The sequence below is a fragment of the Deltaproteobacteria bacterium genome, from assembly GCA_019308905.1.
Lineage (GTDB): Bacteria > Desulfobacterota > BSN033 > WVXP01 > WVXP01 > JAFDHF01.
In genome coordinates this window covers 25,521-50,970 of record JAFDHF010000022.1, presented here as the reverse complement: position 1 = coordinate 50,970, position 25,450 = coordinate 25,521, and the positions used below count along the sequence as shown (strand labels likewise).

Here is a 25,450-nt window from a genome sequence, read left to right as displayed (position 1 = left end):
CTCTCCAATACCTCCAAGGCCGCCCCGTATATCGCCTCAATCTGCCCCTCGGTCAATACCCCAAACACAGGCCCCCGCTGCTCCACTAGATTCACCCTCATCTCCGTCCTCCTCCGGTTTGGTTCCCTTCATCGTTCTCTCTACCTTACTATTTCCCGGCCTTCCTCTTTTCGCGCTCCTCGGCCGCCTCGAGGATCTCGGAAATCCTACTCTTGACACCTTCCGGTACTTCCGGTCCCCTGTGGGTCGAGAGGATTTCCCGGGTCTTCTCTCTGACCCGGTCACCCATGGTCTTCCTGCCCTGGGCGACCCATGTCTCGTAGTTCCACCGGTCCATGAGGCTGGGCCGCCAATGCTCGCGCCGGTAATGGTCAATGGTATGGTCGTCTGCCAGGAAGTTCCCCCCCGGCCCCACCCTGTGGATGGCCTCCACGGCCAGGGTCTCGGAGGTGAAGTCGATTCCCCGACTGATGCGCCGGCTCATTCCTATTATCTCGTCGCTCATCACCAGTTGAAAGAGAGACCCCGTCATGCCTGACTCGGTATACCCCACGTCATGGACCAGGTTGGCACCGCTGAGCATGGCAGAATGGATCGACAGGGCAGCCTCCAAAGCAGCCTGGGGTTCCAAGACCTTGGCGTCGGTACATCCCGCGGTGGACCAGACAGGGAGCCCCAGGTATTTGGCCATGTCGGTCAGAGCGGCACTGAAGAGGCTCAGCTCCGGGGCACCGTAGGAAAGGGTTGAATGCCGCATGTCCATGATCGAGACGACACCGCCCATGATGTGGGGGGTTCCCTTCCCCTTGAGCTGTGCCACCACCAGCCCATGGACCGACTCGGCCATTGCATTGACCAGCAGCCCGGCCGCGGTCGCAGGGGCGGTTCCCCCGCCGATACAGCAGGGGGTGTAGACCAGGGGGATACGGTTCTCGGCACAGTAGAGCAATTTGTCCATGGCCTCATGGTCACTCGTGAGGGGCGAGAGGGGCTCGCAGTAGAATATGTAGTTCGGCCTCCGTCTGAACTGCTCCTCTCCGCCCGCCACGGCGATGGCGATCCGGTGGATGTCCCGGCACGTGTCCCGGCTGAATGACCAGGCTACGATCGGTTTAGACGTATGGGTGACCATCTCCGCGAACTCATAAACGTCTGCGAGAGGCGGGGTCACATCGCTTATGCTGCCGAGGGATTCCACAAAGCCGATATTGGGCAGGGCATCACATACCCGTGCCACCTGGGCCGCGTCTTTTCGCAGATAGGGGCGCCGCTCTTCCGTGTCTGGATCGATGAAGTTCGGGCATGTAGGTCCAGGCCCAAAATAGACTTCATTCTTCCTGAGGCGCATCACTCCCGAGCCGTCCCAGCGGTACACAAGCGTCTCCTGTGGAACCGTGGAGAGGGCCTCCCGCACGAGGCCGGGTGGGATGCGGACGCGGATACCGTCGACCAGGGCCCCTGCTTTCTCCAGAAGCGATCTGGCCTCTTCGTGATGGATGGCCACGCCGGTCCGATGGAGCACCTCCAACATGCCGTGAAAAATCGACTCGGCCTGGTCCTCCGAAAGAACCGAAAACCGGGTCGATTCGGAGACCTCGAGATTTATTCTCATGATCTTCCTCCTCGGCGGTGTCAGAATGTGTCATAGACACCGGACTCCATGAAAAGCTCGGGCTTCACCTTTTTCTCTCTGAACTGGCGAAGGATGAGCCGGCTGGACCGTGCGATGTGCTCCCTGATGGCCTTCTCTGCTGCACGGGCGTCTCTTGCCTTGACCGCCTGGAAAACCCTTACAAGATCCGGGTAGGTCTTGGCCCAGCTCTCCTGGGGAACATATGAAAAGATCGGATGGAAACACTCGTGGATTGTCTCCATGATGGCGAGAAAGAGGGTGTTGCGGGAGGCCTTTGCAACGGCGAGATGGAATTCCATGTCAACCGGAACCAGCCTCTCGGCGTGCCCATCGGAATCGAGAATGGCGGCCATTGTCTCCAGAAGTCCCTCCATCCTTGCTATGTCTTCCTTCCGCCTGCGCCTGGCAGCCCAGTAGGCCACCCGCCCCTCCACGGTGAGGCGGAATTCGGCCAACTCCTCGAGAGGCACCTTCTTCATGCTCAGAAGGAGCCTCAGAGATTCGCTGAAGCCGGCGGTGTTGAGCTCCGAGACGAATGTACCGCCCGTGGCTCCTGACTTGGTGTAGACCAGGCCCGACTTTTCGAGACTCCGGATAGCCGCCATGATGGTGAACTTGCTCACGTGGAAGAGGTTCATCAGTTCCTTCTGGGGTGGCAGTTTATCTCCTGGTTTGAAATGCCCCTCGATAATCGCCTGCTGGATCTGCTGGGCCACCTGCTCGTAGTTCCTCGTGGGCTGAACCCTTCTAAAGGGTGGCTGAATCATGAAGACCTCCTCGCCTGGCAGTGGATGTCGGGAGCGGGAGCCCGGATCTCGACTCCAAGTCAGTCTTACTATAACAACAGAATGACAGAAAATCTATAGGAAAATTTCCGGGAAAAGCCCTTGACCTTCCGCGAGATATGATTCAATATATCAATCATTGAACGTCATCAAGAGGTTGCTCGGGGGAACCAAGAAACAGGAAGACATCAAGGCCGTGGACGACGGGACCGAAAACCGAGAGACAGGGATCTGCAGGCCTTTCACGATGCCTCTCCGGCGATCCTGAGGGATGCCGGGGCTGGGTTCCATGAACCCGAGGCGGTCGAGATCTTCGGGCATCAGGGGATCAAGACCGATCAAGACGGGTTCTTCCTCACGGGAAGCCGGGCGAGCAGGGCGCTGGAGAGGGCCCTCTCTTAGACCCGGTTGCCGAGACCAAGACCTCCATACCTGTTCTGAAAATGCAAGGACCCCTTTACCGGGGAATACGACCCCCGGCCTTCACAGGGACCTTACGGGATGGACATGAGAGAGGACGATCTTATCATTTGCCGTTGTGAAGAGGTAACCAGGGGCGAAATCAAGGAGGCCATCGGGCTCGGCCTCACCCGGATGAACGAGGTGAAGCGGCTCACCCGTGCCGGCCAGGGGTTGTGCCAGGGCAAGACATGTGGAAGGCTCGTCACAGCCATCCTGGCGGCCGAGACAGGACAGCCCCTCTCCGTTGTGAAACCCGCGACCTTTCGCCCCCCGGTACGGGTCTTCCCCATGGCTGCTCTGGTCACGACCCCAGGGGAGGAGAATCAGGAGGGCATCCCTTGTGATAAGAGGAATCTCAGGGGGGAAGAATCACCTGGAGGAGATGATATCGATGCGCATCGAGGATCATCCCATTCTCGGCAGGGCAGAGAGGGGCAGGAGGATCACCCTGACCGTGGACGGGAACCCTGTAGTTGCTTTTGAGGGTGAACCGATCGCCGCGGCTCTGCTCGCCGGGGGACACCGCGTTTTCCGATACACTGCGAAACGGCGGGAGCCACGCGGCCTTTTCTGTGCCCTGGGCCGCTGTACCGATTGCGTCATGACCGTAGACGGCCAGCCCAACGTGCGCACCTGCGTCACCCCGGCCCGTGACGGCATGATCGTCCAGACCCAGGTCGGCCGCGGGAAATGGGGAGGCCGCGGTGGAGGCGGAAAAAGGAAGGGCTAGTATGGCAAGGAAGACCGAGATCGCCGTAGTCGGAGCCGGCCCGGCCGGGATGGCGGCGGCCATCGAGGCCGGCCGGGCCGGAGCCCGGGTCATCGTGATCGACGAGAATCAACGCCCTGGAGGACAGCTCTTCAAACAGATCCACAAATTCTTCGGTTCAGAGGCCCATCGTGCCGGCACCCGGGGCGTGCAGATCGGCCTCGATCTTCTCAGGGAGGCCGAGGAAGCCGGCGTCGCAACCCTGCTCGATACGGTGGTTTACGGGATCTTTTCGGACCGGTGTCTCGGGCTGGCCAGGGAGCACCACACCGAAGAGCTCGAGGCGGATGCAGTCATACTGGCCACAGGAGCCAGTGAAAATGCTCTGGCCTTTCCGGGTTGGACCCTGCCCGGGGTGATGGGCGCGGGTGCCACCCAGACCCTGATCCACATTCATCGCGTGCTTCCGGGAAAGCGCGCCCTTATGGTCGGGGCCGGCAACGTGGGCCTCATCGTCTCCTATCAGCTCCTCCAGGCAGGAGCAAAGGTAGTCGCCGTCGTCGAGGGCCTTCCTGCCATCGGGGGATACGGCGTTCATGCATCCAAGGTCCGCCGCGCCGGGGTTCCCATCCTGACCGGGCACACCGTTTTGCGGGCCGAGGGAAGGGAGGGCGTCGAGAGGGCGGTGATCGCCCGGGTGGACGAGAACTGGAAGCCCATAGCGGGTACTGAAAGAACCCTGGAGGTCGATACCATCTGTCTGGCCGTGGGGTTATCCCCTCTGGCCGAACTGGCGTGGATGGCCGGTTGCGAGTTCCGCTACATCCCGGCCCTGGGCGGCTGGGTCCCCCTCCATGACGGAAACATGGAGACAACCAGGAAGGGGATATACGTAGCCGGAGACCTGGCAGGCATCGAGGAGGCTTCCACGGCCATGGAAGAGGGCAGGCTGGCAGGACTGGCCGCCGCCCAATCCCTCGGCCATCTGACCCGTGAACGGGGGGAGAAGAAGAAGGGGGAAGTGCACAAGCGCCTCGCGGCTCTGCGTATGGGGTCCTTCGGCGAGGGCCGGGCGATTTCAAAAGAGCAGATTCTACAAGCGCGGGAGACGGTATGAAGGGTGAAACGGAGACCGGAGGGGTTCGAAAGACCGGGATCCCCTCTATGAAAGAGCTCAGAGCTTCACCGGGTTACCCGGGCCCGGAGCTCCTTGCAAGGGGGCCGATTGCCGTGATCGAGTGCGTGCAGGACATTCCCTGCAATCCCTGCGAGGCGGCGTGCCGCCGAGGTGCCATCCATGTGGGCAATCCGATTACGAACCTCCCCGTCTTCTACGGGGAAAAGTGCAACGGCTGTGGGAACTGTATCCCCGTCTGTCCCGGTCAGGCGATCTTCCTGGTGGACATGACCTATTCAGAAGACAGGGCTTCCGTCTCTTTTCCTTACGAGTTCCTCCCCATGCCCGCAAAGGGAGACATCGTCGAGGGGGTGAACAGGGCCGGTGAAGTGGTCTGCCGGGCAGAGGTATTGCGCGTGCAGAAGCCCAAGAGGTTCGATCACACCGCGGTCATCACCGTGGCAGTGCCGAAAGAGCTTGCCATGGAAGTGAGAAGCATGAAGCGACTGAAGAGAGAGGGATGAGGGCGGCGAGATTCGATGTTGGAATCGTCGGCGGCGGGATCATCGGCTGCGCCGTGGCCTACTACCTGTCCAAGGGGGGGGCCTCCGTGGCGCTGCTGGAGAGGAGCCACCTCTGTTCCGGTGCCTCCAGTGCGAACCAGGGGGGTATGGCCGTTCAGATATTCGACCTGAAGACCATTCCCCTCACCCTGGCCAGTGCTAGACTCTACAGCGGGCTCGCAGACGAAATCGGATACGACGTGGAGTACAGGAGGACTGGATCGCTCCTTGTCGCCCGCGAGGACTACCAGGTTCCCCTGCTCCGGCAACGATACAAAGACCTGACCCGCATGGGCATGGAGGTCGATTTCTGGGACCCGGAAAGGCTCGGCCGCTTTCCCGGAGGGGATGTGGAGCCTTTCCGTGCGGTTCTTGAAAGCCCCGTAGATTGCCAGGTCAACCCCTTCAGGACGACATACGGCTTTGCCCTGGCGGCAGAGAGGCTCGGCGCCCGGATTCTGACAGGCTCTACGGTCAGGGAGATAAGGCCCATGGGCAAGAGGGAGTATCGCCTCGACATCGAGGGAGGCGCGGAGATTCTCTGCGGCCATGTGGTCTGTGCAGCAGGGCCGTGGTCGAGACGGATCGGCAGGATGGTGGGTCTCGATATCCCTGTTGAACCCCAGCGGGGACAGCTCATCATTACGGAGCAGGTACCCGAGGCGGAATACCCATATATCCTGGACGGTGACTACCTGGCCACCGCATACGGGATCGAAGCCCGGGCCGAAGACGAAAGGGCTCGAAAACGACTCGCCTTGGGAATCGGAGGGTCTTTTGCCCAGCACGCAAGCGGGAATTGGACCATCGGGGCCAGCCGGGACATGGCCGGGTTCGTGTCCGAGCCGACCCTCGAGGTGCTGCGGGCCCTGGCACGACATCTTCTCGGCTTCCTGCCGGAAATGAAGGAAGTCAATTGCATCCGCTTCATTGCAGGCTGGCGTCCCTACTGCATGCCGGACGGGCATCCGATCCTGGGGAGGGTTCTCGGGCTTCCGGGCTTCTCGATCGCCACCGGCCATGCGGGCGAGGGAGTCGCCCTGGCACCCATAACGGGAAAGCTTATCGCCGAGGAGATCACGACGGGCAGGACCTCCCTTTCCCTGGACGACTTCCGATACGAGAGGCTCTCCGCCTCTGGCTAGCCCCCGGTGTCATGGGAGGGCCGCCAGCCGAGGCATCGAAGGATCAATGGCTCGAGAGCAGCCGGTAAGGACCACCCCTTTTCCACGATCCACCCGTCTAGATGGATTCCTGCTCTGTTCTTGCGATGATCTCGTCCTGCAGATCCCTGGAGAGGCTGACAAAGTAGTCGCTGTAGCCGGCGACCCTCACAACGAGGTTCCCGTATTCCTCGGGATGGGCTTGGGCTTTCCTCAGGGTGGCGGCATCTATGACGTTGAACTGGATGTGGTGGCCGTTCCCCCTGAAATAGGTCCTCACGAGGGAGGAAAACTTCTTGAGATCCTGGGGGCTCCTGAGAACCTGAGGAGAGAATTTCTGATTGAGAAGGGTACCGCAAAACCTCGCCTGGTCCATCTTGACGGCCGAGTTTATGACCGACGTGGGACCCCGGCGGTCCGCCCCGTGGGAAGGGGATATACCGTCTGAGAAGGGCTTGCCCGCCAGCCTCCCGTCCGGTGTCGCCCCGCTCACCGAGCCGAAGTAGACGTGGACCGTGGTGGGCAGGAGGTTGACCCCGTACCTTCCTCCCCGGGAGGAAGGCCGGTCGTTCACCACCTCGTAGTAGATGTCCACCATCCTCTTCATGATGCTGTCGGCGTAGTCCTCGTTGTTGCCGTACTTGGGGACCCTGTTGAGCAGATAGTGCCTGAGCCGCGCGTACCCCTCAAAATTCGCCTCCATGGCCTTCAACAGATCGTCCAGGGTGATCATTCTTTCATCGAAGACAACCCTCTTGACCGCTGCGAGCGAATCGGCGAGCGTCCCCAGCCCGACCCCCTGAATGTAGGACATGTTGTAACGGGCGCCACCTGCATGGAAGTCCTTGCCTTTCTGGATGCAATCGTCAACAAGAACCGACAGAAAGGGAACCGGCATGTGTTCGGCGTAGATCATGTCGATGAGATTGTTGCCCTTCACCTTGATATCGATGAAGTACTCCAACTGCTTCCTGTAAGCATCGACGAGCCTGTCGAAACTCGAAAACCCGGAGTCTCGACCGGTCCGAAGCCCCACCAGGTCGCCGGTGGAGGGATTGATGCCGTTGTTCAGCGTGATCTCCAAGATCTTCACCCAGTTGCAGTAACCCGAGGAAGCCATGTTCTCCTTGCCGCAGGCGTTGACCGTCACGCAGCCGTTCGGGCCGCCCAGCCGGGCGTCTGCAAGGGTCTTCCCCTTGTTCAGGAGCTCCTGGACCACCAGGTCTGCGTTGAAGAGCGCGGGCTGCCCGAATCCCTCTTTCACCACCTCCATCACCCTGGTGACGAACCTCTCGGGCGTCTTCTCGGATATGAGGACTATCGAGTTCGGCTGAATCAACCTCATCTCCGCGATCACGTCCAGGAGCAGGTAGGAGAGTTCGTTCACCCCGTCCAACCCCTCCTCGTTCAAGCCGCCGATGTTCAGGAGGGCGAAATCGTTGTAGGTGGCACTCATCCCGGCGGTCTTGGTCTCTTTGGCCGGGGCGACCGTGTTGTTGAACTTGACCCAGAGGCACTCGAGGAGTTCCTCTGCATCGGCCCGGGTGATGATGCCCTCTTCCATGTCTTTCTTGTAGAAGGGGTACATGTAGAGATCGAATCTGCCGGGACCGATAGCCCAGTTGTTCGCCTCGAGCAGGGTGATCAGGTGGATGAACCAGTACGACTGGAGGGCTTCATGGAAGTTCCTGGCAGGGTAGGCGGGCACACGGCCGCATACCCTGGCGATCCTCTTCAGTTCCTCCCTTCTCCGGGGATCCTTCTCCTTGCTTGCCAGTTCAAGAGCCTTTGCCCTGTGCCTCTGAGCAAAGACAAGGGCGCCGTCGATGGCCACCTCCATGGCCTTCAGTTCCTCGATCCTACGGTAGCAATCAGGAGCCGAGAAATCGACGTTCTTCAACGCCTCTGCCACATCCTTCTTGAGTCCCAGGAGCCCTCTGGTCAAGACCTTCCCGTCGAGATTCACGTGTCCCGGGGCTCTGGATATCATGTACTCGGTGAAGACGTCGTTCTCCAGGGCCCTTTTCCACCGGTCATCCATGGCCGCCATGATCCGGTCATACATCGTCTTGTTCTTCCAGTAGGGGATGACCCTGTCGGAAAGGACCCTCCTCGTTTCGCCTCCCACCTTGAAGGGGGCGTGTTCCCTCTTCTCGATCGATTCGAGCTCCTCCAGGGTCATGCAGTACTGTTCGGGGTAGAGGGGGGAACCCCGGTACTCTGTGGTCTTCTCCCCCACGATAAGCTCATCCTCGTTGATCACGACCGTCATATGTTCGAGGAGGTACTTGAGGACCAAGGCCCTCCGCATGGGCGGGGAAAACGCTTCGGTCTGCTTGTATGCCTCTGTTACCAGAAGGGCCCTCTCGGCAAAGACCTCCGGTTCGCTTTGGATGCTTCGATTCCTCAGACGCTCGATTCTTTCGTTCACAAACCCCGCACCTCCTCGCCGCTAGCCCCCGATCCTTACCCTCAAACCCGCTCTCTCCAAGGTGTCGCGCACGGCCTCGATCTCCACCGGAGCCGGAGACTCCGTGCCATTCAAGACATATCTCCTGCCGACCCTCTCGTACTTCGAGACCCCCAACCTGTGATAGGGAAGAAGATCGACCCCCTCGATCCCCTCCAGACCCGAAAGAAACTCCCCGAGACGCCTCGTGTTCTCCCTGTCGTCGTTGATCCCGGGGACGAGAGGCATGCGGACGACCACGCGGTTGGCACCTGCCAGCCTTCGCAGGTTTGAGAGGATCAGCCTGTTTGAAACACCCGTATACCGCCGATGCTTCTCCTCGTCCATGAGCTTGACGTCGTAAAGGAAAAGGTCGACATAGGGGGCCACCTTCTTGATGATTGCCCAGGAGGCATAACCGCACGTATCAACGGCCGTGTGGAGCCCCCTCCCCTTGCAGGCGGCAAGGATTTCCTGGAGGAATTCGGGCTGGGAAAGGGGCTCTCCCCCTGAAAAGGTGACCCCTCCCCCGGAGGCCCTGTAGAAGTCCAGGTCCTTCTCGACTTCGTCGAGCAGGGCATCCACATCGATCCGGCGGCCGACCGCCTGCAGGGCCCCAGGGTAGCACTCCTCCACACACGACATGCAGAAGTCGCACCGTGATGCCTCGATCCGCCGCATCCCCCCGTCGTCCTTTACCACCGCGTCCCTCGTGCATGCCTCGATACAGGCATCACACCCGAGGCACCTGTCGGGCCAGAAGGTGAACTCCCTCTCACGACTCTGGCTCTCCGGGTTGTCGCACCACCAGCACGTGAGAGGGCATCCCTTCAGGAAGACCGTCGTCCGGATACCCGGCCCGTCGTGGATCGCATACCGTTTGATGTCGAATATGAGGCCCTCGGCCATTTCTTCGTTCTGCTTCCCCTATTCCCCAGACAAGGAAGGGGTCCTGAAATCGGATTTCAACGCCCTGCCGGCACCCTTCCCTGCGCCCCTTCACAGGGTCTGGTGTTCTGTCCTGTCGATGATTTCGTCCTGCACCTCTCTGGTCAATTCATTGAAGAAGGCGCTGTAACCCGCCACGCGTACGATGAGGCTCCTGAACTCCTCGGGCCTCGACTGGGCCTTCCTGAGGGTCTCGCCGGCCACGACGTTGAACTGAACGTGGTGGCCGCCCAGGGCGAAATAGGTTCTTATGAGGGAGGAGAACTTCTCGTAGTCGGCCTCCCCTTTCAGGGCGCCCAGGGAGAATTTCTGGTTGAGAAGCGTGCCGTTGAGAACGTTCAGGTGATCGATCTTTGCGACCGATTTGATCACCCCCGTAGGCCCGGCCCTGTCCGCACCCTGAACCGGAGAGACGCCGTCGGACAGAGGATACCCCTTCCTCCTTCCATCGGGTGTGGCCCCGCACATCTTCCCGAAAATAGCGTGCATGGTTACGGAGTGGAGTTCAGCGAGATACGTGCCCCCGCGAAGACAGTTTCGGGATTGAACCGTTTCGCAGAAAAACCTCACAACCCTTCTCGCGAGGCTGTCCACCTCGTCCAGGTCGTTCCCGTACTTGGGGCATCTATTGAGAAGCATCTGCCTGAACCGCTCCTCCCCGGCAAAATCCTTGCAGAGGATCCGGTTCAGGCCGTCCAGGCCGACGATGCCCTCTTCGTACACCACCTTTCTCACCGCGGCCAGAGAATCTACGAGGGTGGCGAGGCCCGTCCCGAAGATCGTGGAATGATTGTACCGCGCCCCTCCTGCCTGGCGGGTTTTGCCCGATTCGATGCAGTCACTGATAAAAAGGGAGAGAAAGACCTCGGGGGCAAGCCGGCTGTGGACCAACTCACAGGCATTATAGGACTGTTCGATCAGGCCGACCGCGAACCGGATCTGCTCAAGGACCGCCCCCAGGAAGTCGTCGAATCCCCTGAGCGACCTCGGCTCACCCGTCTCCACACCTACCCTTTCTCCTGAAAGGGGGTCGATCCCGTTGTTCATGACCAACTCGATGCATTTGCCGAAGTTGACATACCCCGAGTGGGCCCTCGAGTCGGTCATCCCGGGTATCTCCGGTTCGATGCAGTTGGTGACGTAGTCCCTCGCCTCCTCGAGGGTGGCACCTCTCCGCAGCATCTTCGGGATTATCACGCCGTCGTTGACAAAAGCGGGGATACCGACTCCGGAGGCGACCACCCTGCACGCCTTTCTCATGAAATCGTCGGGTGTCCTCTGATTGTACCTCAAGGAGATCGAAGGCTGGGTGGTTCTCACGTCCCCGACCACCTCGAGAATCAGATGGGAGAGGTCATTGGTCACGTCATCACCGTCTCCGTCGACGCCCCCCACCATCGCCACCTGAAAAAGGGGGAAACCCGAAAAGGCCCTGCTGTAGAAATCGTCTTGGATCTTTATGAGTTCCGTGGTCTTGATCCAGAGGCACTCGAGCAGCTCCTTTGCCTCCTCTCTGGTCAGGCGGTTTTCCCTGAGGTCCCTCTCGTAGAAGGGGTAGAGGTATTGATCGATCCGCCCCAGGAGGATCGCATGGGGACTCGATTCTATGTGGAATACGAGATGGATGAACCAGAGAGACTGGATCGCCTCGTGGAAATCCCGTGCCGGAAGGCGCGGTACCTGCCTGCATATCCTCGCGATCCTCTCGAGTTCCCCTCTTCTCTCGGGGGAGGCCTCCTTGCCTGCCAGGCGGCCCGCGAGTCGGGCGTATCTTTCCGCGAATCGAATGACCCCGTCTATCGCCACCAGGGCTGCCCGGTAGAAGTCTATCTTCTCGATCGCCCCAGGACAGTCCGCCCGCGTCTCTCTCAGCCTCTTCGATACCCTGGCCCTGATCCCGTCCAGTCCGTCTCTGAGGAGCATGGGGTAGTCGGGTGTGATGTTGCCCAGGGACGTGGAATGGCCTCCAAGGGTGGTGAGACCCGTCTTGAGAGCCCTCTGCGCCCTTCGGCTCAGGAGGGAATCGACGTTCTCCTCCACGCTCTTCCCCTTCCAGAACCTGAACAGGGCCCTGAGTTCCTCTCTTTCTTCCTTTGAGATCTCCAACCGGTCCGCTTCTCTTGCCGGAAAGAGGTCCAACTCGGCCAGAATCCCGCGCCACCCGAATTCAGGGGTCACGATGGCTCCCCTCTCCTTCTCGGTGAGGCTGCCCACGATCAGCTCCCTGTCGTTGATCCTCACTTCTTTTTCTTTGAGCACCTTCGACAGGCCCACGGCCCGCTGCATGATGACGGACATGCCTCCGGCATCCCGGATCGCCTCCGTGTAGATCCGGGCCCTCTCGACCGAGATGGAAGGCCTTGCATCGAGCAGGTCCTGATAGAGCCTCTTGATCCTCTCTGTTGCCATCAAGCACCCTCGCGGCCGGAACCGGCCGTTTCATAGAAACCCTCCCACTGGGAGGGCATTCCCCTCGCCGGGCGGGTACCCCGGAAATCCCCCAATCTTCATTGGAGGGGTATTTTTCGATGACGAATAATTATAGCCCCTCTTGGTGCCAATATCCAACACCCACGGTCCGGTCCCGGGCAAGCCTATCGGGAGGAATCCCTGGTAGATGACTCTACTCGCCCTTCGGATCCGCACCGGCCAACTGGCGGATCAGGTGGAACATGCTCGCCTGGGAGCCACCGTCCACCTTGATGTTCGCGCCGGTGATGTAACTCGAGTCGTCGGACGCAAGGAAGACCGCGACCCTGGCCATCTCTTCGGGTGTTCCATGCCTGTTCATGGGAACCGCCCTGTTTCTCGCAGCCAGGAGCTCTTCGGTGGGGTAAGACTCCCTCTGCAGGGGAGTCATCACGGGCCCGGGGCTCAGGGCATTGACCCTTATGCCGTATTTCGCCCATTCCACGGCGAGCAGGCGGGTCAGCCCGAGGACCCCTGCCTTGCTCGGGGTGTAGGCACCGTCGTTGATCTCGGGTATCTCAGCCGAGATGGAGGCCACATTGATTATCGACCCCCCGGATCTCCTCTCGATCATCTGCTTCCCCACGGCCTGGCAACAGAGAAAGACCCCCTTGAGATTGACCTCGATGACACGGTCCCAGTCCTGCTCGGCCAGGTCCTCTATGGGGCCTGCCGCCACCAGGATTCCAGCGTTGTTGACCAGGACGTCGATCCTGTCGAATCCGTCAAGAACCGCCTCGACCATCCGCTCCACGTCGGGCTTCTTTGAAACATCGGCACGGACAACCAGGGACCGGCGCCCCAGTTTCCTGATCTCCCGTGCCACGCCTTCAGCGGCCTCCAAGTTCCTGTCGCAGTTCACCACGACGTGAGCACCTGCTCCGGCCAATCCCAGGGCGATGCCCCGCCCGATCCCCTGGCTCGCACCAGTCACCAGGGCAACCCTGTCTTCCAGCTTCACCCGGATCCCTCCCGTGCGGTCCAACACTCCATCGCCTATCCTGTCAGACCCAGCCGGCTGAGAGTCTCTTCCAGCGGCTTCCCCGCCGCATCCCATCCCCGCAGCTCGTAGTAGTCCTTCATGAGATCCTCGAAGGGCGGCACCCTGTTCGCCCTGAACCCCTCCTTGGCCGGCTTGAGCATCTTCTGTGGGAGTACGTCCGTCTCGGCGCCGTAACCGTCACGGAGGTTGATGAGCCTCTGCACGGTAAAGATCCTCTCCCCGGCCTCCATCAGCTCCTCGATGTTATATCCCCACCCGGTAACGGCGTTGAAGAGGTCCCTGACCCCCGAGAAGGGCATATCACCGCCGTCGACCATAAAGGCGCATAATACCAGCGAATTGAGCAGGGCGAAGTAGTCCTGGCATTTTGCCGCCACCATACTCTGATTCTCCCTTTCAAAAAACCTGACGGTCCCCTCTGTGATCCCCAGTTCCGGGATGAAGAACCCTCCCATCTCTATGTCTTCACATCCACCTCTGAAGTGGCAGGCCCCCCGGGTCCCCGTGGCATAGGTCGGAGCCAGTGAGATGCATGCCCTCGGATCGTGGGACGGGATATCGAGACCCTTGCAGTGGGCGACGATCCGAGCCGCCCCGTGGCCGATCTCTTCCGCAGCGGCGAGGGTGCCTCCGGAAAATATCGAACCGAAACCCTCCCTGTTGCCGATCTGCTCCAACAGGGCAAAGAGGGCCTTCGGGTCTCCCCACTTTATCTCCAGTCCTCCGGTCTCCTTTGCGGTGATCCATCCCCTTTCAAAGCACTCCATGGCAAAGCCCGCCATGGCGCCCGCCGAGATCGTATCGAGTCCAAGGCGGTTGGCGATCCGGTTCCCCCAGGCCACGGCCTTCGGATCGTCGATGAGAAGATTGGTCCCCATCATGCCAAGGGTCTCGTATTCCGGGCCGATCCCCCTCTGGACGTATTGCTGGGGCTCCGTGATCGTAATGCCACGATGGCATCCCACGGGGCAGTACCTGCAGGGCAAGGGGTTTGCCTTGAGGACCTCGGTGTAGTTCGGAGCGCCGAGCCTCTTTGCCCCTTCGGGCCACACATCCCCTTCCCAGTACTTGATGGGCATGTCTCCCAGCCCCTCGGCGGTCTCGCAAAGGCCGGGGGTGCCGTGTGCCCTGAACCCGTTTGCCTTAACCGCCTGGAGGATGTGGCGCCGGTATCTCTTTGTCAGTTCTTCCACCCTCGCAGGATCGCTCACCTCGGCCTTCCGCGCTCCCCTCACCGCGACGGCCTTGAGGTTCTTGGAACCCATGACCGCTCCCAGGCCGCAACGTCCTGCAAAACTGTGCTTGTCCACAGCCACGCACGCGATGGCTACCCTCCTCTCCCCCGCAGGGCCGATTGCCGCCACACTCAGCCTTCCGTCCCCGGTCTCCCTGCGGACCGCATCCACCGTGTCGAAGGTATCGAGCCCCCAGAGCGAGGAGGCGTCCCTGATCTCGGCGCGACCATCTGCAAGGTGGAGGTAGACCGGGCCTTCCGAAAGACCTTCGATCACCACCATGTCGTAACCAGCCTCTTTCAGCGAAGGCCCCCAGTCGGCCCCGGCCGCGGTGTCCGCAAAGGTGTGCGTGAGGGGAGAGATCCCCACTATGCTGAACTTCGCACCCCCCGGAATGGGGGGACCCTGGAACGGACCGGTCCCGAAGATAATGAGGTTGCTGCCGTCATAGGGATCGATCTTCCCGGGAAGCTCCCTGTACAGGATCTCGGCACCAAGGCCCGCCCCGCCGATAAACCTCTTGATCTCCCTTTCAGGGATCTCCTCCACCCTGGTTTTTCGATGGGTGAGATCCACCCTGAGCATTCTCTGCCAGTATCCGTTTCCCATGGGCCCAGCTCCTCCATCCAACCCCTGCATCCCCCGGAACGGCTCGGTGCACCCGGAGGCCGCCTCTTTTCATGGGGTTCCTTCGAGACTCAACTCCAGCCCGACGCCCTGGGCCCTGGCCTTCTCGTAGGCGAGCAGGGCCGCCTTCAGGTCCTCCAGGGCAAAGCCCACCGACTCGAAGAGGGTGATCTCGTCGTCCCCTGTTCGGCCCGGCTTGAGGCCCAGGATGATCTCCCCGAGATCGGCATGGATGCTCTCTCTGGAGATCACCCCCGCCTTCATCGGGATCAGCAGGTCCCCGGCTTCGGCCAGGCACCCCTCATAGGTATCCACGACGATCCTCGACCTCTTCACCGTTTCGTCGTCGATCTCCCGTATTTCAGGGTTGTACGTACCCACCGCGTTTATGTGCGTGCCGGGTTTGAGATCGCGCCCGTCGAAAACCGGCTCGGCCGAGGTCGTAACCGTTACCAATACATCCGAGGCGGCCACCACCTCCCGTGGCGAAGGGGCCACCTCCACAGGTATACCCAGGCTCCCCGCAGCCTTGGCAGCGAACCTCCGGGCACTTTCACGGTCCAGATCGTAGGCCCAGACCCGCTCGATCGGTCTCACGGCACAGACCCCTTCGGCCTGGAAGGCCGCCTGCGCTCCTGTGCCGATAATCCCGAGTGTCGAGGCATCCTTTCGGGCCAGATGCTTTGTCGCAACCGCCGAGGTAGCGCCGGTCCGGATGGAGGTGAGCAGTATTCCATCCATGAGGGCAAGAAACCGGCCCGTGGCCGGGTCATTGAGCAGGTAGACCGCATCGATGGTCGGGAGCCCCACGGCCGGGTTCTTTGGAAAAACCGATACGATCTTGGTTCCAAAGGCGCCCTCCTCCTCCACGGAAGCCGGCATAAAGAGAAAGAGCCCTTCGGATTTCTCGAGCTTCACGGGCATCCGCACCGGCACGGTACAGAGGCCCTTCTTGTACAGTACGAAGCCCTCTTCCACGGCTTCGATAACTTCCGGCATGGTGAGAAGGTCTCTCAGATCCTCTCGCGACAGAAACATGGGCATCTTCAAATCCCTCGGAATCACAATCTCCTCTTGCTGCGTGGGCAAGGGGCCGCACCTCGGAGCCGATCCTCTACCCTCCCCGGAGGACCGGACCAAGGCGATGAGCCTTGGACCCGATCGAATGACCGGGCCCAAGGCCGTTTGATTTAGGGCTTGTAATTCGGGTAGAGCTTCATGAACTCTTCCTCTGACGGGGCAAACTGGAGGGTGATCCCGTCTTCTCCGGCGTAACGGAATGGAAGCATATCCGTTGTGCCCCCTTTCTCTATGTAGGGGAGAGCCTTGCCGTCGTGGATCACCAGCTTCTGTGTCACATCAAGGGCCTGCATGCCCCACCGGTTGAAGCCCTTGTCTCCGCCGGCCGACACGCCCTGGAAAACATAGGCCGCGGGCCACATGGCGTCCCTGATCGCCTTGGAATCGAGGCTGTTGGCCATGTTGATCGCCATCGCCACGATCCAGGCGGCATCGTAGAAGGGAGGCGTCCAGGCGTCATTGAAGTCCTTCCCGAATTTTTCCCTGTACTTCTTCTTGTAGTCCGCAGCCCTCGGACCCGCCGTTGTGTAGCTCGCCCCCTTCATCCCCTCTATGAGCTTCTTGTCAGGCACGCCGAGCATGGCTCCCAGGTTGTACTGGTAGAACTTGGAGAAATCCTTCACGCCCATCTCGTAGAGCTGCCTCTGGATGATGATCGCGTCCCCGGTGTAGATATCGCAGAGTATCGCATCAGGCTTGGCCGCCATCAGCCTCATGAGATCAGACCTGAAGTCCTTGGCTCCAACCGTGTAGAGCATCCTCTCAACAAAGGTCCCGCCGAGTTCTTCGACCCTCTTCTTGGTCACGGCGGCCCGGTCCTGACCTATGGGGTTGTTCTGGGACAAGGTGGCGAACCTCCTGGCGCCGATATCGGCCCAGGCAAAATCGACCAGGGCAACGGCCTGATCAGCCAGGTCGGCCACGTCAAAGACGTAGGGGCCGATGTCTCTCAGCTTGAGGGTGGTGGCATCGGTCACGAAGACTACCTTCACACTATTGAGGTATTCTGCCTCAGGATAGGCCAACCCACTCGACCACCCTCCGAGAATGACGGGAACCCTGTTGACGTCGGCCAACTTGTGGGCCGCCTCTACTCCTGCCTTCGGCCTCGACTCCCCGTCCTCGACGAGCAGTTTTATGGGCCGACCGAGAACGCCTCCTGCCCTGTTGATCTCCTCCACCGCCAGTTCAGTGGCATTGAGGGCCTCCTGGCCGTGGGGTCCGATAGGACCGGTCAGAGAGAGGATCACCCCGATCTGTACCGGCTCTTTTGCCGGGCTGGAAGACACCGGGAAGACCACCAGGCAGAGAGCCAATCCCAGCACAAAACCGCTTATGACAAACAATCTCTTCATCTGTTCCCCTCCTTTTGTTTGAAGTTCAAACCGATTTACATGCTTCGATTTCCTATCCTCCCCTCAATCACCCCCTTTCAGCCGGTTTTCGGCCGGTTCTCCGCCGCTTCCACCTGAAGGTCCGGCCGAGTCTGTTCAGCCCAAGCACCAGGCAGATCGCCTACATCGTCCCCTCGCCTCCGAGATAGGCTTCCCTTATCTTCTCGTGCGTGAGGATAGTCCCTGCTGGTCCCTCAAAAGCCGTCTCTCCCATGGCGAGAACGTAGCCACGATTTGATATGGCCAGGGACTGCTCGGCGTCCTGTTCGACGATGATCATGGAGGTCCCGGTCGCTGCTATCTCCTTGATCTTTTCGAAAACCTGCTCCGACACCTTTGGGGAGAGCCCTGCGGAAGGCTCATCCAAGAGGATCAGCGTGGGCTTGACCATGAGGGCCCTCGCCATTGCCAACATCTGCCTCTGGCCGCCGCTCATGGTTGCGACCCTGGTGTTTCTCCTGTCCCTCAGGACGGGAAATAGGCCAAACATGGAATCAAGCCCCTCCTGCATCTCCCGCTTTGCCAGGGCATAACCCCCCATCTCCAGTGTCTCCTGAACCGTTAGGGAAGGGAAGACGTTTTCCAACTGGGGAACGTAAGCGATCCCCATGCGGGTTCTCTCAACGGTTCTCAGGCCGCCGATGTCTCTCCCGTTGAAATTGATGCTCCCCTTGTAAATCCTCAGATAGCCCATGATCGCCTTCAGCAGGGTCGATTTACCGGAACCGTTGGGGCCGATAATGGTCACGATCTCCTCTCTTCTCACCTTTATCGACACGCCATGGATGATCTCGGTGCGGCCGTACCCCGTAAAGAGGTCATCCACTTCAAGCAGGCTCGTCTCCATGGTCATCCTGATCCTCTCTCCTTCTCCTGGCCAGGTAACAGGCCAGCACCCTCTCGTTGTTTTGAACCTCCCTCGGGGTTCCCTCCGCGATTTTTGTACCCGAATCGAGGACGATCACCTTGTCACAGATGCTGCTGATCACCTTCATATTGTGCTCGATGATGAAAATCGTCCGTCCCCTCCTGCTGATCACCTCTTTCCTGAGAAAGGCCAATAGACTCCTGATAAGGGTCGGGTTCACACCCGCGGTGGGCTCATCGAGCAGATAAAGGGCAGGTTCGGCCATGAGCATCCTTCCAAGGGAGAGGAGTTTTCTCTGCCCCCCGGAGAGGTTTCCCGCATACTCGTTGGCCAGATGCTTCAGCCCTATCAGGTCGAGTATGGAGACCGCCTTCTTGAGATTTTCCTTTTCTTCCCTGAGGATTCTGCGAAAATCCGGGATGATACGCCACAGCGCCTCGCCGTGTTGCTCGGGCGCAGCCACGAGAAGATTCTCGAGAACCGTCATCTCCACGGCGGACCGGTCGATCTGAAAGGTCCTGACGAGCCCCAGTCTCGCAATCCTGTCCGGGCTGAGTTCGTCGATTCTCCGGCCCCTGAACCAGACCTCGCCGCCGTCCTTCGGCAGAAATCCCGAGACCACATTGAAGAGGGTCGTCTTACCCGAGCCGTTGGGACCTATCAGTCCTGTAACCGTGTCTTCTTCCACTTCGAGGGAGACTCCGTCCAGGGCGCGCAAACCGCCGAAGGATTTCTCCAGATTCTTGACTGAGAGAAGCATTACTCGACCTTGTAGACCCTCGGTTTTTCGGGGATAAGTCCCCTGCTCCTGTACATCATGGTAAGAACGATGAGCAGACCGATGACAACCATACGCAGGGCTGCAAGGGTGTTTCCGCCAAGGGGCAGAAAATCCTTGGCAAAGCGGGTCCCTACGTAGAAAACCTGGATGATTACAGCCCCGAAGAGGGTCCCCATATCGCTCCCCTTGCCTCCTACCACTACCATGGCCCATACGATGAACGTCTCGATGGGGAAGAAATCCTCTGGGTTGATGAACTGCTTCTGGTAGGCGAACAGGGCCCCTGCAAGGCCGCCCAGGATCCCCCCGATGACCATGGTCCTCTTCTTGAAGCTGAACACGTCTTTCCCGAGGGAGAGGGGCAGGTCGTCGCCTTCCCGTATCGTCTTCAACACCCTGCCGAAAGGGGAATGCATGACGACCCTGGTGAACAGGAAAGCCATGACCGTGAGGGCGAGCGTGACCACCTCGAAAAGGGGTATCCTTGCACCCACTGCGATACCGTCCGCTCCCCCCGCCACCCAGTCCTCATTGAGGAAAAAGAGCCTCACAATCTCCCCTACGGCGAGGGTGGCAATGCCCCAGTAAGTACCTCCCATGTTCCTCGCCGTGTAGGCCATGAGATAACCGAACACTCCGCTCGCAGCCATGGCCAGGAGAACGGTTGCTGCAGGGTTGACACCCAGATTGGCCAGTATGGCCACCGTGTATGCGCCGAAACAGAAGAAGAAGACCTGCCCGAAATTTACCAGTCCCCCGTGACCATACTGGAAGTTGAGGCTCAGGGCGAAAATGCTGTAGACGGCCGTAATGGTCACCCAGTATCTGAGAAAACTGAACATCTCCATGTCTATTTACCTTTTCCCATGATCCCGGAAGGCCTGAAGAGCAGGATCACGACCAGAATAGCAAAAGGAATGGCCGGCTTGTAATCGACCGGAATCAGCAGGCGGTCCACAAGGTGAAACAGGCCGCCCAGGTTGATGATGCTTCCGAAATCGAAGAAGATCCCGAAATTCTGAATAAATCCTAGGACCAGGGAACCGTAGATCACCCCGTAGACATTGCCGATCCCACCGAGCAGGACTGCACAGAAGACCGGGATGACGATCATGAAACCCATCATGGGATCGAGTTGGGTGTCCCAGCCGATCATGCAGCCCCCCAAGCCCGCAAAGGCCGCTCCGATAAACCAGACATAGAGGACCACCTTCTCTGTATCGATGGACGAAGCCTCGGCCAAGGCGCGATTATCCGACGTGGCCCGCATGGCCTTACCGAGTTTTGTCTTCTTGAGGAGCAGGTGGAACCCAACCATGGAGACCGAGACGATTCCAAGGACCCATACCTGCGAGGGCGTGATCCTCGCTCCGAACACCTCCAGGCCGGCTGAGAGTTCCACATTGTAGACCCTGATATCGGACCCCCAGATGGCCCTTACCCCGTTTCTCATGGCAATGGAAAGCCCCAGGGACGTGACCATCGGGATCACATCCCCCATATCCCGCATCCTCTTGAAGATGATTCGATCCGTCACCATGGCGAAGACACCGGTGAGAAGGGCGGCAAGAACAAAGGAGAGTGACAGGCTCCAATTCAACTGGACATTGAAGAAGAATCCCAGGTAAGCGCCCATGACGGCGAGCTCGGTATGGGCGAAGTTGGCGAATTTCAATATGTCGAAGCACATGGTGAGCCCGAGGCCGATCAGTGCCAGTTCCGCCGAGGTGATCAGGCTATTCACCACGAGCTGGGGTATCATGGAATACATAGACGCACCCTCTCCTCCCCGCCTCTACCGGTCGGCCCCTGATTCCACGTCTGGAAACCCCGCAAACCCGCCACTACTCTTCCCCATGCCAACGTCCCGTGACCTCGGCGAGATCCTCTCTCGCACGAGCCGAGAGCGGCTCCGGCTCATGCCTCTCCATGATCTCCCTGGCCCGCCTCTGGGCCCTTTGTCCTGCATCGAGGAGGTCTCCCTTTCCGAGACTCTCCATGCTGGCCCGATCAAAGACGACCGGCCTCCACATCTGTCTGAAGTGGGTGAGCGTGTGTTCATGGGTGAGGTAGTTGCCCCCGGGGCCGACGGCATCGATAAGATCCAGGCAGAGAGCCTCCTCGTCCACCTCGATGCCTCGGGCTACCCGCTTGACCATGGAGATGATCTCGTCGTTGATGAGATGAAACCCGGGAGCGATGCACAGACCCTGGGAAAAAAGGCCGAGATCGTGGATCAGATTCGCCCCTGCCAGGACCGCACTGAGCAGGGACAGGGCGGCCTCCACTCCCGCCTGGGCATCCATCCAGTTCGAATCACAACACCCCCCGGTCCCCCAGACAGGGAGCCCATAGTAATGGGCCATATCGGCAACGGCCGAACACATCATGCTCAACTCGGGAGCGCCGTAGTTGAAAGAGCCGTGAGTCATATCAGCGGTCGACGGGAGAGCCCCGTAGACGTAAGGGGCTCCCTTCCGCCTGAGTTGGTGGATGACAAGGCCGCTCAGACTCTCTGCGTTTCCCATGAGCACGGGTCCGATCAGGGTGGAGGGAGCACTCACACCGGCCATGGGCATGGGGACGTAGACCAAGGGGAGTTCCATATCGGCGCACGCCAGAACGCGGCTTATGCTTTCCGGGCCGTGCAAGAGGGGGGAGATCGGCTCATCGAGACAGAGGAGGTAGGGTTTTGAAAGGAGCTTTTCACGGCCTCCCACGATGGCCGAGGCCATGTCGACGACATCACCGACCGTCTCCACGGATTCCGAGCAGAATACAACCGGTTTCGTCGTGTTTCTCAGGATCGCCTCGGCGCAGGCCCGGTCCTGGTATCTCCGATCAAAACCGTAGCAGTTGGCACCGGAAAGCACCCAGTCGACATTGGGAAGATAGTCGATGAGCCTGGTGTTCTTCTCGATTTCTTCAAATCCCATCTTCACCCTCTGAGCCGTCCACGGGTCGAGGAAGTCAGGGTTGTCGCCGTGGCAGCCGAAATAGCACTCTCTCTCCCTCAGGACCATGGCGACTTCGCCACGGCGGTCGTAGATGGTTATGCTCTCCGGAGCGCTTCGGATGGCTTCCTCCACCAGATAGGGTGGGAACTGGACACGCCTGCTGTACCTCGATCCGGTCTTCGGAGAAGTGTCCACGATCCGTGCACCGGCGCCCCTGAGCATCTCCAGGCACTCGGGTTGGCCTATCCAGACCCCGGTCCTTTCAAGGAGATCGAGGGTGGCTTCATGGACCTTCCGGCATCTGTCGTCATTGAGGAAGCGGAGACTCGGATCTTCGGACTCTTTTTGGGAACCTCGGAAGCGTGCCATTCAGTCCTCCTATGGTAGGTTGAAAATGAAGAGGACCCCTGTTTGCACGTCGGGGAGCGGTCTGTCTTCCCGTCCTAGAAACGGGGTTGAATGGTTGATATATTGAACCATTTCTCAACGGAGGTCAAGCCTTTTTTTGAGTGAAGGCTCCGGATTCTTGAGCGCCTTCCTTTCCATTGACACCCGACGGTCGTCATAAGAGGAGCCCCTCGGCCTGTCCGATGATCGGCTGGATCACAGGCAGATCCCTGCTTCGGACCGCTCCCCGTCAATCCATGAGGGAGCCTCCATTCACGTCTAGGATCTCCCCTGTTATGAAACTCGCCCGGTCCGAGACCAGGAAGACAACGGCCTCGGCCACGTCTTCGGGACGGCCCAATCCCCGGGGGGTGGAGGCCCGCAGGATCTCCTTGCCTTTGGGTCCGTACATATCGAGGAGGGGGGTATCGATACCGCCCGGCGCCACAGCGTTTACACAGATGTTGTAGGGAAGCACCTCTTTTGCAAGGTGGATGGTGAAACACGAAACCCCTGCCTTGGCGGCCGCGTAACTGGCCGCCGAGTTCGTACCGCCGATCTTCGCGGCAGTAGAGGAGATGTTCACGATTTTCCCGTTCCTCCGCCTCTTCATACCTCCAATCACCGCCCTGCAACAGAGAAAGGTCCCCTTGAGGTTCACATCGAGAACCTCGTCCCAGTCCTCCTCTGTAATCTCCTCCACCTTGCCCATCTTGGCGATCCCGGCGTTGTTGACGAGTATGTCTATCTCCCCGAGGCCGCGTTCCACCTTCTCGACCATCTCCTCCACCTGGTCGCTCCTGGAAACGTCCGCCCCCACCACCAGAGACTCTCCTCCCATGGCCCTGATCTCCTTTTCCACCCTCTTCGCTCCCTCACGGTTGGTCTTGTAGTTTACCGCCACCCTCGTGCCTTCCCTGGCCAGGGCAAGGGCGATCGCCCTTCCGATCCCGCTCGATGCACCGGTTACAAGAGAGACTTTTCCTTCCAGGCTCATTTTCGACCCCCTTTGTTACAGGAGTTTCCCCCGTTCGGGGAGACCTTTTGTTGCAGAAAGAAATTGTGGAACCTGTTTGGACGAACCCTTTGGTGATAATCCCACCCGGATGTCCTTCGGCCCGGCCCTGTCAGCCGCCGAGTCTGGTGTCGATGGTAGCCCCCCCCTCTGCCTGCTCAGCCAAGCGAGAGTATATGGTGAGCACCCCCTTTTTTACCTTCGCCTCCGGAGGTCTCCACCCGTCGAGCCGCGTCTTGATCTCCCGCTCCGTCAGATGGATATCGAGGCGGCGTCCGACCACGTCGACCTCGATGATGTCTCCGTCTCTGACGATGGCGAGGGGCCCACCTGCCATGGCCTCGGGAGAGATGTGGCCTATGGCTGCACCTTGAGTAAAACCCGAGAACCGGCCGTCCGTGACAAGGACTATCGAACCGCTCAGCCCCATCCCCACCAGGGCATCCGTGGAAAGCATCACCTCCCGCATTCCAGGGGCTCCCCTCGGGCCCTCATATCGCACCACCACAACGTCTCCCCTGTTCACCCTGCCGTCGTAGATCGCCTTCACAGCATCCTCGTCAGAGTCAAAGACCCTGGCCGGCCCCTCGTGTCTGAGCATCTCCCCGGGAAAGGACGTGGGTCTCGTCACGCATCCCCGGGGAGCGAGATTCCCCTTGAGCACGGCCAACCCCCCTTCCCCGTAAACCGGAGCCTCTCTTCCCGTAATTACCCTCCTGTCTCTTACGGTCGCTCCCTTGATGTTGTCTCCTATTCTCTTTCCGCTTACGCTCAGACAGCCGAGATCGAGAAGGTCCGCCACCTCTCCCATCACGGCCCTCGCTCCTCCTGCCTCGTGAAGATCCACAACCGTATAGGGGCCGTTGGGAATCACCGCACAGATGCAGGGGGTCTTTCTGCTCAGCCGGTCGAAATCGTCGAGGGAAAGCTCCACTCCCAACTCCCGTGCAAAGGTGAGCAGGTGGAGCACCGCATTGGTCGATCCCCCGATCGCCAGGTCGACGACGATCGCGTTTCTAAGGGCCTCCCGGGTCATGATCCGAGAGGGGCTGAGCCCTCTCCCCACGAGCTCAACGACCTGCCTGCCCGATTGCCGGGCCAACCGGATCCTATGGGACGAAACAGCGGGCACGGTCGACGAACCGGGCAGGGACATGCCCAGGGCCTCCGAGAGAATCTGCATGGTATTGGCCGTCCCCATGAGCGGACAGGCCCCAGGCCCTGGGCAGACCTCCTCCTCCATCTCGAGTATCTCCTCCTCTGTGACTCTTTCCGCCTTGATACCTCCCAAGCACGCCTCATCGAGCTGGGACATGACTATGTCTCTTCCCCTGTGCCGGCCCGGCTGCATGGGGCCTCCTGTCACCAGGATAGAGGGTATATCCAGCCGGGCCGCCGCCATCAACTCTGCCGGGATGATACTGTCACAGGAAGAGAGGAGAACCAGCCCGTCGAACATATGCTCCATGGCCACGATCTCGATCGAGGCAGCGATTACGTCCCTGATCACCAGTTCATACCTGAGGGCCTTGTTCTCCGCTCCCACACACGGGGACCCGCAGGTGGAAATCGTACCGAACTCAAAAGGAGTACCGCCTCCCTGCCAGACACCTCCCTTCACGGCCTCGGCTATCTGGCGCATGTGCATGTGCCCGGGAGCCGCCTCGTTCCACGTGTCGACAATTCCGATGTGCGGCCTTCTCAAATCCTCGTTGGAGTACCCCCCTGCCTTGTATATGGCCCGCCGTCTCGCCCCCTCTATCCCCTCAAAGAGCTTCTTTCCCGTCCACATCCGGCTTCCTCCT

21 protein-coding genes are annotated in these 25,450 nt (G+C 60.0%); 5 read left to right on the top strand and 16 right to left on the bottom strand.

All coding sequences use genetic code 11. The features are described from left to right. Nucleotides 1-148: 148 nt before the first annotated feature. The gene (locus JRJ26_09150) at nt 149-1,612 is read right to left on the bottom strand and encodes a trimethylamine methyltransferase family protein (GenBank protein MBW2057644.1); all 1,464 of its coding nucleotides are present in this window, start codon (nt 1,610-1,612) and stop codon (nt 149-151) included. A gap of 20 nt (nt 1,613-1,632) precedes the next feature. Then, nucleotides 1,633-2,400: a FadR family transcriptional regulator gene (locus JRJ26_09145; protein MBW2057643.1), complete on the bottom strand. Its 768-nt coding sequence runs from the start codon at nt 2,398-2,400 to the stop codon at nt 1,633-1,635. Nucleotides 2,401-2,925: 525 nt separating this feature from the next. Here JRJ26_09145 and JRJ26_09140 point away from each other — a divergent pair. Genes JRJ26_09140 through JRJ26_09120 form a run of 5 tightly spaced genes read left to right on the top strand, consistent with a single transcriptional unit; the run spans nt 2,926 to nt 6,414 of the window. Beyond that, a complete protein-coding gene (locus JRJ26_09140) occupies nt 2,926-3,363 on the top strand; it encodes a (2Fe-2S)-binding protein (GenBank protein ID MBW2057642.1) in 438 nt (145 codons plus the stop codon). After that, a complete protein-coding gene (locus tag JRJ26_09135; protein ID MBW2057641.1) occupies nt 3,272-3,610 on the top strand; it encodes a (2Fe-2S)-binding protein in 339 nt (112 codons plus the stop codon). The genes JRJ26_09140 and JRJ26_09135 overlap by 92 nt, the downstream gene beginning before the upstream one ends. Nucleotide 3,611: 1 nt before the next feature. Beyond that, complete coding sequence (locus JRJ26_09130; GenBank protein ID MBW2057640.1) at nt 3,612-4,706, top strand: FAD-dependent oxidoreductase; 1,095 nt, start codon at nt 3,612-3,614, stop codon at nt 4,704-4,706. Continuing rightward, the gene (locus JRJ26_09125) at nt 4,703-5,230 is read left to right on the top strand and encodes a 4Fe-4S binding protein (protein MBW2057639.1); all 528 of its coding nucleotides are present in this window, start codon (nt 4,703-4,705) and stop codon (nt 5,228-5,230) included. Before JRJ26_09130 ends, JRJ26_09125 begins: the two co-directional genes overlap by 4 nt. Continuing rightward, nucleotides 5,227-6,414, top strand: coding sequence for an FAD-binding oxidoreductase (locus JRJ26_09120; protein ID MBW2057638.1), 1,188 nt, complete (start codon nt 5,227-5,229; stop codon nt 6,412-6,414). Before JRJ26_09125 ends, JRJ26_09120 begins: the two co-directional genes overlap by 4 nt. 97 nt (nt 6,415-6,511) lie before the next feature. Here JRJ26_09120 and JRJ26_09115 read toward each other — a convergent pair whose 3' ends face one another. The 14 genes from JRJ26_09115 to ilvD form a co-directional block, all read right to left on the bottom strand. After that, on the bottom strand, nt 6,512-8,863 hold the full coding sequence (locus JRJ26_09115; protein MBW2057637.1) for a glycyl radical protein: 2,352 nt from the start codon (nt 8,861-8,863) through the stop codon (nt 6,512-6,514). A 21-nt stretch (nt 8,864-8,884) separates the two neighbouring features. Continuing rightward, entirely contained in the window at nt 8,885-9,790 is a 906-nt protein-coding gene (locus tag JRJ26_09110; protein ID MBW2057636.1) for a glycyl-radical enzyme activating protein, read from the bottom strand. Between the two features lie 90 nt (nt 9,791-9,880). Beyond that, a complete protein-coding gene (locus tag JRJ26_09105; protein ID MBW2057635.1) occupies nt 9,881-12,238 on the bottom strand; it encodes a glycyl radical protein in 2,358 nt (785 codons plus the stop codon). 214 nt (nt 12,239-12,452) lie between these two features. Then, nucleotides 12,453-13,259, bottom strand: coding sequence for a glucose 1-dehydrogenase (locus JRJ26_09100; GenBank protein ID MBW2057634.1), 807 nt, complete (start codon nt 13,257-13,259; stop codon nt 12,453-12,455). 35 nt (nt 13,260-13,294) lie between these two features. Beyond that, a complete protein-coding gene (locus JRJ26_09095; protein MBW2057633.1) occupies nt 13,295-15,145 on the bottom strand; it encodes an aldehyde ferredoxin oxidoreductase family protein in 1,851 nt (616 codons plus the stop codon). Nucleotides 15,146-15,214: 69 nt separating this feature from the next. Further along, nucleotides 15,215-16,228, bottom strand: coding sequence for an ornithine cyclodeaminase family protein (locus JRJ26_09090; GenBank protein MBW2057632.1), 1,014 nt, complete (start codon nt 16,226-16,228; stop codon nt 15,215-15,217). A 125-nt stretch (nt 16,229-16,353) separates the two neighbouring features. Further along, nucleotides 16,354-17,598 (bottom strand): ABC transporter substrate-binding protein, encoded by a 1,245-nt coding sequence (locus JRJ26_09085; GenBank protein MBW2057631.1) that lies wholly within the window; start codon nt 17,596-17,598, stop codon nt 16,354-16,356. A gap of 160 nt (nt 17,599-17,758) precedes the next feature. Then, nucleotides 17,759-18,490 carry an ABC transporter ATP-binding protein gene (locus JRJ26_09080; GenBank protein ID MBW2057630.1) on the bottom strand — a complete coding sequence of 244 codons (732 nt, stop codon included), beginning with the start codon at nt 18,488-18,490 and terminating at the stop codon, nt 17,759-17,761. Beyond that, complete coding sequence (locus tag JRJ26_09075) at nt 18,465-19,265, bottom strand: ABC transporter ATP-binding protein (GenBank protein MBW2057629.1); 801 nt, start codon at nt 19,263-19,265, stop codon at nt 18,465-18,467. Before JRJ26_09075 ends, JRJ26_09080 begins: the two co-directional genes overlap by 26 nt. Further along, entirely contained in the window at nt 19,265-20,134 is an 870-nt protein-coding gene (locus JRJ26_09070) for a branched-chain amino acid ABC transporter permease (GenBank protein ID MBW2057628.1), read from the bottom strand. Before JRJ26_09070 ends, JRJ26_09075 begins: the two co-directional genes overlap by 1 nt. Before the next feature lie 2 nt (nt 20,135-20,136). Beyond that, on the bottom strand, nt 20,137-21,057 hold the full coding sequence (locus JRJ26_09065; GenBank protein ID MBW2057627.1) for a branched-chain amino acid ABC transporter permease: 921 nt from the start codon (nt 21,055-21,057) through the stop codon (nt 20,137-20,139). Between the two features lie 73 nt (nt 21,058-21,130). Further along, nucleotides 21,131-22,612, bottom strand: coding sequence for a trimethylamine methyltransferase family protein (locus JRJ26_09060; GenBank protein ID MBW2057626.1), 1,482 nt, complete (start codon nt 22,610-22,612; stop codon nt 21,131-21,133). 268 nt (nt 22,613-22,880) lie between these two features. Then, nucleotides 22,881-23,627, bottom strand: coding sequence for an SDR family oxidoreductase (locus tag JRJ26_09055; protein ID MBW2057625.1), 747 nt, complete (start codon nt 23,625-23,627; stop codon nt 22,881-22,883). A gap of 130 nt (nt 23,628-23,757) precedes the next feature. Continuing rightward, entirely contained in the window at nt 23,758-25,437 is a 1,680-nt protein-coding gene (gene ilvD / locus JRJ26_09050; protein ID MBW2057624.1) for a dihydroxy-acid dehydratase, read from the bottom strand. Nucleotides 25,438-25,450: the final 13 nt, after the last annotated feature.